This window comes from Candidatus Nitrospira salsa, from assembly GCF_965152625.1.
Genome location: NZ_CBCUCO010000002.1, coordinates 1,610,350 through 1,623,401, shown reverse-complemented (window position 1 = coordinate 1,623,401; position 13,052 = coordinate 1,610,350). Strand labels below are relative to the sequence as shown.

9 protein-coding genes are annotated in these 13,052 nt (G+C 46.6%); 7 read left to right on the top strand and 2 right to left on the bottom strand.

What is annotated here, in order from left to right:
• Positions 1–70: 70 nt before the first annotated feature.
• A complete protein-coding gene (locus ACWQXP_RS09275; protein WP_454062539.1) occupies positions 71–2,131 on the bottom strand; it encodes an amylo-alpha-1,6-glucosidase in 2,061 nt (686 codons plus the stop codon).
• 265 nt (positions 2,132–2,396) lie between these two features.
• Here ACWQXP_RS09275 and ACWQXP_RS09270 point away from each other — a divergent pair, with 265 nt between their 5' ends.
• The 7 genes from ACWQXP_RS09270 (at position 2,397) to ACWQXP_RS09240 (ending at position 12,281) form a co-directional block, all read left to right on the top strand.
• Positions 2,397–3,971, top strand: coding sequence for an alpha-amylase family glycosyl hydrolase (locus tag ACWQXP_RS09270; protein WP_454062538.1), 1,575 nt, complete (start codon positions 2,397–2,399; stop codon positions 3,969–3,971).
• A gap of 156 nt (positions 3,972–4,127) precedes the next feature.
• On the top strand, positions 4,128–4,904 hold the full coding sequence (locus tag ACWQXP_RS09265; RefSeq protein ID WP_454062537.1) for an SRPBCC family protein: 777 nt from the start codon (positions 4,128–4,130) through the stop codon (positions 4,902–4,904).
• 84 nt (positions 4,905–4,988) lie between these two features.
• Positions 4,989–6,182, top strand: a complete 1,194-nt coding sequence (locus tag ACWQXP_RS09260) for a zinc-dependent alcohol dehydrogenase (RefSeq protein WP_454062536.1) — start codon at positions 4,989–4,991, stop codon at positions 6,180–6,182.
• 224 nt (positions 6,183–6,406) lie between these two features.
• A complete protein-coding gene (katE, locus tag ACWQXP_RS09255; RefSeq protein ID WP_454062535.1) occupies positions 6,407–8,545 on the top strand; it encodes a catalase in 2,139 nt (712 codons plus the stop codon).
• Between the two features lie 147 nt (positions 8,546–8,692).
• Complete coding sequence (locus tag ACWQXP_RS09250) at positions 8,693–10,432, top strand: HAD-IIB family hydrolase (RefSeq protein WP_454062534.1); 1,740 nt, start codon at positions 8,693–8,695, stop codon at positions 10,430–10,432.
• A 464-nt stretch (positions 10,433–10,896) separates the two neighbouring features.
• Entirely contained in the window at positions 10,897–11,823 is a 927-nt protein-coding gene (locus tag ACWQXP_RS09245; RefSeq protein ID WP_454062533.1) for an SDR family oxidoreductase, read from the top strand.
• A gap of 152 nt (positions 11,824–11,975) precedes the next feature.
• Positions 11,976–12,281, top strand: a complete 306-nt coding sequence (locus ACWQXP_RS09240) for a plasmid stabilization protein (RefSeq protein ID WP_454062532.1) — start codon at positions 11,976–11,978, stop codon at positions 12,279–12,281.
• A 73-nt stretch (positions 12,282–12,354) separates the two neighbouring features.
• Here the strand turns inward: ACWQXP_RS09240 and ACWQXP_RS09235 are convergent, their stop codons facing one another.
• A complete protein-coding gene (locus ACWQXP_RS09235) occupies positions 12,355–12,747 on the bottom strand; it encodes a CBS domain-containing protein (protein ID WP_454062531.1) in 393 nt (130 codons plus the stop codon).
• Positions 12,748–13,052 lie beyond the last annotated feature (305 nt).

Genomic DNA, 13,052 nt, shown 5'->3' with positions numbered 1-13,052 from the left:
TTGGAAGTGTAGAGAGGAAAATGTCCAATTTCAGATATTTCGTGGGACCTCAAAGCTATTGTGATGCCAATCATTTAGAAACCGGATTGTTCTGGTCAGACGGTTCAGTCTTTTCCCAGGTACGAAGAACCTCGGCGACACTCCAGGCTTGTGCAACACATCCGCGAGGGATGAACGGCGATTCTGCATCGAAAATTTCACTGATACTCCCAATGCACGCTTGGTTAAGATGGTCTTCGAATCCGGAAAGGAATTGTCGCGCCCCCGCTAGATCATCAGGATAAACTTTCAGCCAAGCGTCAATAAAAGGTCCGATAAGCCAGGCCCACACGGTCCCTTGATGGTACGACGCATCTCGTGCATAGATGTCACCATAATATTTTTCGTGATAGTGAGGATGTTCGGCTGAAAGTGATCGCAACCCAATCGGTGTCAACAGGCGCTGTTGAACAGTTTGGAGAACGGCTTTCCAATATTCCTGGTCAAGAACTGGATATTTTAACGACATGGCAAATAATTGATTTGGCCGACATGCCAGATCGTCACCCTCTTCTCCATCAACCACATCAAATAAATAACCATTTCGTGAGGACCAAAAGCGGGAATTGAATGATGCTCGTGTTCGTTTGGCCTGAGTCTCCCACGGCTCGGCATGGGTGGACCCTTGAATTTGCCGAACCCATTCGGCCAGTAAGCACAAGGCGTTGTACCACAGCGCATTAATCTCGACAGCCTTCCCTCGTCTGGGCGTCACGACCCAATCGTCGACTTTGGCATCCATCCAGGTCAGTTGAAAGCCTTCTTTTCCTTGTCTTAATAATTGGTCCTGTGGATCAACACCAATCCCGAAATGAGTCCCACGAAGGTGATGTTCGGCGATTTTGACAAGATGCGGTAACAGATCATTCAGCATCGAGAGGTCGTGTGTGATTTCCACGTAACGGTCTATGGCATGAAAAAACCACAGCGTTGCGTCGGCCGTATGATACAGCCCTTTTTTACCACCTTCCGGGAATAAGTTCGGCAATAGGCCATCCCATATATAATGCGCAAACAGTCGTAGGATATTCGCAGCATCGGCATACCGACCTGTCGTCAAGGTCAGGCCTTCCAAACTGATCATGGTATCGCGACCCCAGTCAGTAAACCAATGATAGCCAGCAATGACCGTGCATATGTCATGGCCTTCAGCACGGATACGTGCTGCATCTTCAGTACGGCCAACCGGCTTGATAAGAAATTGATCCGCTGCCAACGCCAGTTCGCCTGCGATTCCGGTACGAACAGATGAACGTGCAATGCTCAGCTGTCGCTTTCGGCGTTCATGTTCGATGTCCAATGACTCATCTATCTGCAGCGCCGTGATGTCGTCCCAGGGTTCGGTAGAGGCTACTAACGACACGGACTGAGATGTCGATAAATCCACACGAAAATAACCGGGGCTCCACATCGTCCCTACTTGTTCATATCCACGGTATTCTTCAATTGGGTACATAATTTCAGGGATGGTTTGACGGAGGACCGTAAAGGCCTGATTCGATCCATTCACGAGCATTCGAAGTGTGGGAAGATCCGGTGATACGGATAATTCATACCGTGAATTGATTTCACTTAATCGAAAAGTACCCGGTAGAGGAGTGTTCACCGGCGCATCATGCGACCGGTTGTGAATCGATGGCATTAACTTTAGCCGTACGGGTTTGCCCTCGAGTAATCGATACATGATGATGACGGTATTGTGGTGATGGGGCATCATAATGCATTTTTCGATGATCGTGCCGTCGATGGTATAGCGCCAGACTGGCAATCCCATGTCCAGACGAAACTCACTCAGATATTGTATGCCGTCATGATAGGAGTCGTGGGTTTGGGGTTGTTCATCGCTGAGTTTGGCTAAGGTCCTATCAGCTAATCGCACGCGTTCTGACAAATGCGAAAACATCAATTGTCTTCCTATTGGTGATGGCAAACCGGAAATTAAGAGACCATGATACCGACGCGTTACGACCCCCGCTATCGTACCCGATGCATATCCCCCCAACCCATTCGTCACTAGCCATTCACGAGTTGCGAATTGTTGGGGCGAATCGTTGTTCGATTGCAGTGTAATTTTTCGAGTTATCACTTTCATTCGTAACCTCTGTGGGTCATTGTATCTCACACTTAGCGTTATTCAAGTCCCTTCTTTAAAATCATAACTGGATCGACATTTTCAAGATATAAATTTGTCATAGGTGCGAGAAATTAGTAGAGAGATGAAAGTTTTCCCCTATGATAGTGTGTTCATTTATGAACGGTGAAACTTCTCAGCGTTGGATGGTGGTACATGATGAGAGAATCACATGTAATAGTGAAATGCATTCCAGATAGTCAGTACAAAGTCGGAGATCCTGACCATGTCCCGTGCTCTTCATTGGTGGCAAGAGGGTGTCATTTATCAAGTCTTAGTTCCATCATTTCTCGACAGCAATGGGGACGGAATTGGTGATTTATCTGGATTGAGTGAGCGTCTGGACTATCTTCAATGGCTGGGCGCCCGGGCTATTTGGTTATCTCCGATTTATCCGTCACCGTTTGCCGATTTGGGGTACGATGTGATGGATTACTGTCATATCGCACCGCAATATGGGTCTCTGAATGATTTTGATAAGTTATTGGCCGACGTGCATCGACGTGATATGAAGCTCATATTGGACTGGGTGCCTAATCATACATCGGATGAACACCCTTGGTTTATTGATTCTCGTTCGAATCGCGAAAGTGCTAAACGCGATTGGTATCTTTGGCACGATGCAAACGCAGACGGTTCTCCTCCGAATAATTGGATTAGCGTCTTTGGTGGAAGTGTATGGCAATGGGATCCGAATACCGACCAATATTATCTGCATACCTTTCATGAAAAACAACCGGACTTGAATTGGCGGAATTCCGATGTGCAAGCGGCGATGTTTGACACTATGAGATTTTGGCTGAACAGGGGAGTGGATGGATTTCGTATCGATGCTTTGGATTTATTGCTTAAAGATGAACAGTTTCGAAATAATCCATCCAATCCAGAGTATCAGGAGGGACAAGGGCCGGACACTCAATTATTGCCGTACTACACACGTGATCAGCAAGGGGTCCATGAGATCATTGCTACGATGCGACGAGTTGCTGAGGAGTTCGGCGATGATAGACTGCTGGCGGGTGAACTTTATTTATCAGTTGAGAAAGTCATGGCGTATTATGGTGGAGAGGCCCCTGAATTACATCTTCCACTTAATATGCAATTTTCCTGGACTCCATGGAATGCTGAAGAAATAGGAAGTTCCCTGAAAACCTATCTTCATCATGTGCCATCCAACGGATGGCCGTCGTGGCTTCTCAGCACTCACGACTGCTTGAGGCTGGCCATGCGATGTCCCGGCGATCAAATGCGTGTCGCAGCCATGCTTTTGTTCACGCTACCCGGAACGCCAGTTCATTACTTTGGCGAAGAAATTGGTATGCGAGGTGTGCCAATTCCGGCCGATCAGGCTATTGATCCTCAGGGGCGTCGGGTTGGACGCAATCGTGATCCGGAGCGAACGCCGATGCAATGGAACACTGAACAACATGCCGGGTTCTCCGTGCATGAACCGTGGTTGCCAATCGCTGAGGACTTCCACACCGCGAATGTCGCGGTACAAAGTGCGAATCCACGATCCCTGCTCAATCTTTATCGCAAACTGTTTACCTTTCAACGAGAGACCATTCTTGGTCAACTCGAACTGGTCACAATTCAAGGGCCTCTTCTCGTCTATCGGCGCATGCACGAGAGAGAAGACTGTCTTATTTTGTTAAATTTTAGCAATGAGCCGCAATGCTTAGATCATGACGCATCGTTTCATGCCAGTGTGCGTCTTTCGACGTTTTTGGACAGAGAAGATGAACATATGCAAGCATTCATTCACCTGCGTGGGAATGAGGGGTTAATCGTGTTTCGTTAATGAAATGATCTTGTATCAATAGATCTGAATAAGGAATACTGCTAGTTCCGAAAGCTGTGTGAGTGAGATAGGATGATAACTTGAACCCAGGATCACAAACTTATTGAAAAGATTAATTTCCATAACAAGATCCGAGGTTGGAAGAGGGGGAGCGTGATGAAAAATAATGTCGGAGCAATTGAACAATTGCTTTCTGTTTGTATTGGAGGAGGCCTTATGCTATCTGGGCTCACCCAAGGACGGAAAAGTGGAGCTGTCTCGTTTCTTGTCGGCAGCGGGTTACTTATTCATGGTCTTTCCAGTCACAGCCGTCTCTATGAAGCAATGGGAATTGATGAGACTCATGGTTTCACAATTAGACACCCTTTAAATAGAACTGTGCATTTTAGCGATTCAATCATTATCAATAGCTCCCCAGCAGAGATTTATGCATGTTGGCGAGATTTTAAGAATTTGCCGCTGTTCATGCAGAATATTATTAAGGTCGAAGAGCTCGATAGACGACATTCGCGTTGGCAGGCACGTGGTCCAATGGACAAAGATTTTTATTGGGAAGCCGAGATTGTCGAAGAACACGAGAATGAAATGATTAAATGGCGTACGATAGAGTCGGAGTCCAATCTTGAACATGAAGGGACCTTTTCATTACGTCCAGCACCTGGTAATCGAGGGACAATTCTTCAGTTAAATTGTCGATGGTCTCCGCCTGGGGGGATATTCGGCGCAGCGGCAGCAAAGATTCTTCCTCAGGATCCCGCACGACAAGTAGGGGAGGATCTTCGTCGTTTTCGTCAATTGATTGAGACGGGGGAAATTACTCGGAATCATGAGACCACGTCTGCGAGCACATTCTCTCGTATTGCAGAACAGGCTCGAGGCGTAAGCGATGAATTAGGCATAACCTATCCAGTTGAAACGTCAGATCGCGTTTAACGGGAAAAATGAGAAGTGAAGCCAAGATTCATATGCTCAGTTTCAATATTCATAAGTCTATGAAGCGAAGAAGGAATTCATATTATGCGAGCAGTTTGTTGGAATGGAATACATGATGTCCGGGTTGAAAATGTAGCCGATCCTGAAATTCTTAATCCCCGCGATGCCATCGTTCGTGTGTCACTCACGGCTATTTGTGGGTCAGATCTCCACTTATACGACGGATATATCCCGACCATGAAGTCTGGGGACATTCTTGGCCATGAATTTATGGGAGAGGTTGTTGAAGTCGGCTCTAGTATAAAAAATCTGAGCAAAGGAGATCGGGTCGTTGTCCCATTTAACATTGCATGTGGACGATGTTTCTTTTGCCAGGGGAAGATGTGGTCGTGTTGTGATAATTCTAATCCCAACGCATGGATGGCTGAAAAGGCATATGGACATTCTCCCGCTGGGCTGTTTGGCTACTCTCATATGCTTGGGGGATATGCTGGCGGACAAGCCGAGTATGTTCGTATACCCTTTGCCGATACGGGTCCCCTCAAGGTTCCGGCCGGATTGAAGGATGAAGACGTACTCTTCTTATCAGATATTTTTCCGACAGGCTATCAAGCCGCCGACAATTGTCAGATCAAGGAAGGTGATACTGTCGCCGTCTGGGGCTGTGGTCCGGTGGGACAGTTTGCCATTCGTAGCGCGCTGCTGCTAGGAGCGGCGAAAGTGTTTGCCATTGATCATCATGTGCGACGGCTTGACCTCTCTCGCCAGAAGGGTAATGAGCAACATCTAAACGATGAACGGGTTGAGACGATCAATTTTGATGAAGAGGAAGTCTACGACCGTCTTATGGAATCCACTGGCGGTCGTGGTCCAGATTCGTGCATTGATGCAGTAGGTCTCGAAACGCATGGAACCACTCTTGACGCGTTATATGACCGGATTAAAGTTGCCAGTATGCTTGCGACAGACCGCATTCACGTCATCCGCCAAGCGGCACGGGCTGTACGCAAAAATGGCATAATCTCTATACCCGGAGTTTATGGCGGTTTTGCCGATAAATTTCCTATTGGGGCGATCTTTGGGAAGGGGGTGACGATTCGATGCGGGCAGACACATGTCCATAATTATCTAAACCCCCTACTCAAGCGCATTGAAAAAGAGGAGATTGATCCTTCCTTCATCATCTCACACCGCTACAGTCTTGATGAAGCTCCCGAGGCGTACAAAGCCTTTCGCTATAATCAGAATGACTGCATCAAAGTCGTCCTTCTGCCTTAAAAGCTCGGGTTATTCTCGTCAGTAAAGGACGGAAGTCCTTTTCCTTCACGATACCTTCCTGTTCACATGATGAGTTTCGGTGATTCTCGCCAGGGTTATTGCCAGTGTGTGAGTGCCTTTTAAATCGCGTATACTAACGGTGATGAATATGTTGCCTCAGTTTTCATTTTGAAAATTTATTTAAACAGAAATTAATACTTGTTAATCATTATGAGGAAATAAACATGGCAAAAAAACAGCGCGCCCAATCCAATTCCACGGACCGTTCCACAGCAAAGTTCTCAGACCAGACCGTGCCCATCGGCGAGGGAGGTGAAACCCATCAGATCTCAGGCAAAAAGACTCCCGTATTAACGACCCAACAGGGCACTCCCGTCTCGGATGATCAAAACTCTCTGAAAATTGGAACGCGTGGTCCGACCCTTTTAGAAGATTTTCACTTTCGTGAAAAGATCTTTCATTTTGATCATGAACGAATTCCCGAACGAGTCGTTCATGCTCGAGGCTTTGGGGCACATGGATATTTCGAAAATTACAAATCGCTCGCGGATATCACTCAAGCCGATCTTTTTCAGCGTGCAGGCGACAAGACTCCCGCGTTTGTCCGATTTTCGACTGTCGCGGGCAATAAAGGATCCTTCGATTTGGCACGGGACGTGCGGGGATTTGCCGTCAAGCTGTACACCAAAGAAGGAAATTGGGACATTGTCGGAAACAATATCCCCGTTTTTTTTATTCAGGATGCTATGAAATTTCCCGATCTTGTCCATGCCGCCAAGGCTGAACCGGATCGAGGATTTCCTCAGGCCCAAACTGCACACGATAATTTCTGGGATTTTATTTCTTTGACCCCCGAGAGCATGAATATGGTCATGTGGATCATGTCGGATCGAGCGATTCCTCGTTCATTTCGGTTTATGGAAGGTTTTGGCGTGCATACGTTCCGCTTGATCAATGTCGAGGGAAAGTCCACGTTTGTGAAATTTCACTGGAAGCCCAAGCAGGGTTTGCAATCTGTCGTCTGGAATGAAGCGGTGAAGATTAACGGCGCGGATCCGGACTTCCACCGACGCGATCTATGGGATGCCATTCAACAAGGTGATAGCCCTGAATGGGAGCTAGGCTTTCAGCTCTTTGACGATAATTTTGCCGAGCAATTCGATTTTGATGTATTGGATGCCACTAAAATTATTCCAGAGGAACTAGTGCCGGTCCAACGCGTTGGTCGGCTTGTGCTTGATCGCTGTGTGGACAATTTCTTTGCCGAGACCGAACAGGTGGCTTTTTGTACACAGAACATAGTGCCAGGTATTGATTTTTCTAATGATCCGCTTCTTCAAGGACGAAACTTTTCCTATCTCGATACTCAACTCAAACGGCTCGGCAGCCCGAATTTCACCCATATCCCTATTAACGCGCCCAAATGTCCTTTCAGTCATTTTCAACAAGACGGGCATATGGCTATGCATAATCCTCAAGGACGAGCCAACTATGAACCGAACTCTTGGGAAGGTGAGGCTGGGGGACCGCGTGAATCGCCGGAGAAAGGATTTAACTCGTATCCTGCGGTGGAAGAAGGCGCTAAACTGCGTATCCGCTCCGAGACCTTCGCCGATCACTATAGTCAAGCCCGTCAGTTTTATCTCAGCCAGACCGACGTCGAGCAACGTCATATCGCAGCGGCATTGATTTTTGAATTAAGCAAAGTAGAGCGGTTGGAAGTTCGGACTCGCATGGTTTCTCATTTGCTGAATATCCATGAGGAGTTGGCCGAACAGGTGGCGAAAGGCTTGCGAGTCAAGAAGATGCCTGAAGCGGCTGACGCGGCCAAACCGACACGGGACGATCTTGAACCGTCACCAGCTCTTAGTATTCTTCTCAATTGTCTGGAAACATTCAAAGGTCGTAAGTTAGGCGTTCTCATCACTGACGGGGTTGATATGGCAGTGTTTAAAGCACTGAAAGCTGCTGTGAAGGCCGAAGGGGCAATCATGGCTATTGTTGCTCCTGGGGTCGGCGGTGTCAAAGCCAGTGACGGCACGTGGATAGAAGCGGATGAAAAAATTGATGGAGGTCCATCCGTTCTGTATGACGCCGTCGCATTATTACCTTCTGAGGAAGGAGCCAAGTCTTTGATGAAAGAAGCAGCTGCGCGAGATTTTGTCGCGGATGCCTTTGCGCATATGAAATTTATCGGCTATGTCGAGGCGGTGACTCCTCTCTTGCGAAAGGCCGGGATTGATGAAGAGGATCAAGACGGCGGATTTATCGAAATTGATGGGCCAAAAGCAGCCTCGAAATTTATAGAAATCTGCCGTCAGTTACGGTTTTGGGATCGCGCAGACGATGGAATGAAAGAGTAGCCATATTTTGGGTATACATCTCATACCGTCCCCAATTGCACGCATAGATGTTCATTGGGCGTTGTCTCCTGATTTGCTGAGGGGCGACGGCTATCATGCACGCTATCGGTACTACATTCCTTTATAACCAGTGAAGAAGAGAGTTGCATGCGATTTTTAGCGCTTGCTACGGATTATGATGAGACATTAGCTCATCATGGTAAGGTTTATGAAGAGACAGTACGGGCTTTGGAACGGTTGTTAGCAACACACCGCAAATTATTTCTGGTAACGGGTCGAGAATTAGAAGATTTGCTACATGTGTTTCCTCATGCTCACCTGTTTGAATGGATAGTCGCCGAAAACGGTCTTCTTCTCTACAAACCAGCATCGACTGAAACGATTACACTGGCAAATCCGCCATCCGAGGAGTTTATTTCCCAGCTTCGTTTCCGACAGATCCCTATTTCGGTTGGACATACCATTGTGTCCACGGTGCGTCCACACGAAATTGCGGTGTTAGAGATTATCCGTGATCTCGGATTAGACTTACAGCTTATTTTTAATAAAGAAGCCGTCATGATGTTGCCTGCCGGATGTAATAAGGCAACCGGACTTCTAGAAGCGCTGAGATTCTCAGGTCTATCTCCTCATAATATCGTGGGAATCGGAGATGCGGAGAATGACCTCGCCTTTTTAGCAATGGTTGAATGCGCAAGTGCTGTGGGCAATGCCCTTCCTGCAATTAAAGAGCGAGCGGATTTTGTGACCGAGGGAAAGCGCGGAGAAGGCGTTGCTGAACTGATTAGACGCCTCATGGACGATGATTTACTATCTCTCGATTCTCAACTGTCTCGGCATCACGTGTTGCTAGGTACGTCTCAGGGAGAGAACATCCAGATTACTCCACATGGGCTCAACCTGCTCATTGCTGGAACCTCTGGAAGTGGAAAATCCACACTTGCTACAGGGATCATTGAACGTCTTGGAGATAAACATTATCAATGTTGTATTATCGATCCAGAAGGCGACTATGAATCGTTGGAGCAAGCCGTCATATTGGGAGACATGGAGCACACACCAAATGTGAAAGAGGTCATACAGGTTTTGGAGAATCCTGAAACAAATGTGGTGATCAATCTTGTCGGTCTACCGATTCAGGATCGTCCCCATTTTTTTCATAAGATATATACTGATCTTCAGGACTATCGTGCACGTACGGGCCGTCCTCATTGGATCGTACTGGATGAAGCTCACCATTTAATGCCCGCGGATTGGGATCTCCCATCCACACTATTCAATCCTTTGCCATATTCATTGCTGCTGATTACCGTGCATCCGGAGCAAGTGGCTCAGCAGGCACTCTCGATGATGCATACCGTGGTCTTTATTGGGAAGACGCCGACGGAAATGTTAATGGCGTTTACTAAATTAGTCGGAGAGTCTTGTCCGGCAACCAGGTCGGACGCGCTTCCGCCGGGTGAGGCTCTATACTGGAATCGTGATGATGGATTAGAGCCCTTACATTTTGAGATCATGTCGAACCGAGGGGAGCGCCGACGTCATCGCCGAAAATACGCAGAAGGGGAATTAAGCCCTGAACACAGCTTTTATTTTCAAGGGCCTGATAACAAGCTACAGCTACGAGCCCAGAATCTTGTGCTTTTTCTACAGATAGCGGAAGGCATCGATCACGACACGTGGAACTATCATCTGAAACAGCACGATTATTCCACATGGTTTAGGGATTGTATTAAAGACGATGAACTTGCCGCGGAAGCCGAAAAAATTGAATCAGCTGAAGACGTGGGAGCTGTTGAAAGCCTGGCGCAAATCAAATCGACCATTGAATCTCATTATACTTTTTCGCCCACGCCACCCTCATCTTCTTCGAAGTCATCATCTTAAAGGCTGGATCCCCTATTTCTGTTGTTAAGATCCCGCAGTGAAAATTGGTCAGCAAAGAAAACATCAACTGTCTTTTTGTCTGTCTTCGAGAAATTTTAAAACATTTCGCCAGTAACCTTCCTGCTTACTGATGACTGGCAACTCACCCACGCTTCTTTAGTCTTCACTTCTCGCTGTGTGTTGATATAGAAACCATGGACAGTCTTTTGTGCTCATTCATTGAGTTCTGAGCCATGGATTGTTTGTTTTTAACGCCACTTCACAGGTCAAAGATGCGTGAAATCATCATCTCTGTCGCTATATATTTCAAGGGTTTTAGCCAGTTATCGGCGAGTGCCTATACGGAGTACGCTACAAAGGCTTATCAGAAACGGAGCATGTATGAGCTTATCGAGATTGAAAACATGAACAAGAGAGACGCTAACAAAGATAACAAAGAATAGAAGGGAGGGGGAAGGAAGGCTATGGGAAAATCACCAGGTGATTTAAAAAACCATTCAAGCGGTTTACAAGTTAATCCCAATCCGTTCGTAGAAGACCGAACCGCTGATGGAGTGCCTCCACAGCAACAAGAATGGCCGGGCCGGGAATCGGCTATGCGACCACAGGCGGATCATGGGGAAGATACCTATCGAGGTGCTGGAAAACTTCAAAATCGAAAGGCGCTGATCACCGGCGGTGATAGCGGAATTGGACGGGCTATTGCTATTGCCTTTGCGAGAGAAGGAGCAGATGTTGCTATTTCCTATTATAACGAAGAGGAAGATGCTCGAGAAACACAGAAATGGATTGAACAAGCTGGACGTCGTGCTTTGTTAATGTCTGGAGACCTCCAACAGCCCGATCATTGTCGGCAGGCGGTCGAACAAGCAGTCGGGGAGTTTGGTTCACTCAATATCCTTGTTAATAATGCGGCATTCCATAATGAACAAAGTCATTTTCTAGATATTACACCCGAGCAACTCGATCGAACCTTCCGAACCAATTTTTATGCCTATGTGTGGATGGCGCAAGCAGCGCTCCCGCACATGAAGGAAGGAGATGTGATTCTTAATACCGGGTCTGTGGTGGCGCTGAAAGGGAATGAACACTTAGTTGATTATGCAGCCACAAAAGCCGCTATTCATAATTTTACTTTGTCACTTGCTCAAATTGTGGCCGAGCAAGGTATTCGAGTGAATTGCGTGGCGCCGGGTCCAGTATGGACACCATTAATTCCTTCAACAAGAAAAAAAGAGGCAGTGGATGCCTTCGGCTCCAATTCTTTTTGGAAACGACCAGCTCAACCCGCGGAAATTGCCCCAAGCTTTGTTTTCTTGGCGTCATCAGATGCCCGTTATTATACAGGAGAAATTCTCGCTCCCACTGGACAATCCTCAACCACCCGTTAGGCTGCCTAAAATCTGCGATGGAATTCATACAAGCAGAGTTATCAGGAGTTGGACCATATTATTGTCCTATGATAATTAATCTCTCATGTTTTCATAGCTATTACGCGTCATGCTAAGAGACCTATTTATCATTTAATACTAGGAGGGATGTCATGCCCAGAGGTGATAAATCCAAATATACCGATAAGCAGAAACGTCAAGCGGAAAAAATTGAAGAAGGATATGAGGAGCGAGGGGTGCCTGAACAAGAAGCCGAACGGCGAGCGTGGGCTACGGTGAATAAAATGACAGGTGGAGGAAAGAAGAAGGGTGGTTCTGGTCGGGGAAAACCTCTCAATACGGAGCCGGCTAAAAAAGGAGGGCGCAAAGGAGGGAAGGCCTCTGCCTCAAGATCGGCCTCAGCAAAATCAGCTTCTGCTAAAAAGGCGGCTCGAACAAGAGCGCAGAACAAGAAATAAGGAAACTTGTCTTCTAACTCTTATGTAAATTGAAAATAGAATGGTCGATCAGAAATTCGTTCTCTTTTAAAGATTATGAAGAATGACATGACTCTTGAAGCAAACCTGAGTAAATATCTTCCTTGTAAACTAATCCAAGGGGTTGCCCCTGTCGATTAAGAACCATCAGACATGTCTCATTCATGTGTTCCAAGAGTTGGAAGACTTCCTGAAGGCTGTGGCTATCAGAACACGTAATCTCTCTTCTCGTTATGACATTTCGTACAAGCAATCTTGTTGGATCCCATTCTTTGGTTTTACTTCTTAACTCGATATCGTGTTTCGTGAGGATTCCAATAAATCGATTATGATCGATCACTGGCAGACTTTCCACCTTAAGTCGTTCCATTATTCGGATTGTTTGATCTAAAGGAAATCCTCCATATACCACCTCATCCACCGGCTTCATAATATCCGTAATGACCATCTCTGCCTCCTAAACACGTATTTATGTGATTATTGCTTTTGGCGATTGCTTGGCCTGCCGGCCTCATATCCGATAGAGTTGTGAGCTTCCTGCCCATCGCCTCTTAAAGTGTTCGGGATTTCCTTATTCAGAAATCTTACGAAATCGCTCACACGTTTCTTTTCACCTTAGATTGAAATTAATTTGAGCGATACTCTTATAAACCCTGGGTTAATCGAGCTTTGGTGATCAAAACAATGAAGTATGGCTGAAAGAGATGAAGGAAATCTGTGAAGTCGGAATGCTTGATTAATGATAACGAAAGC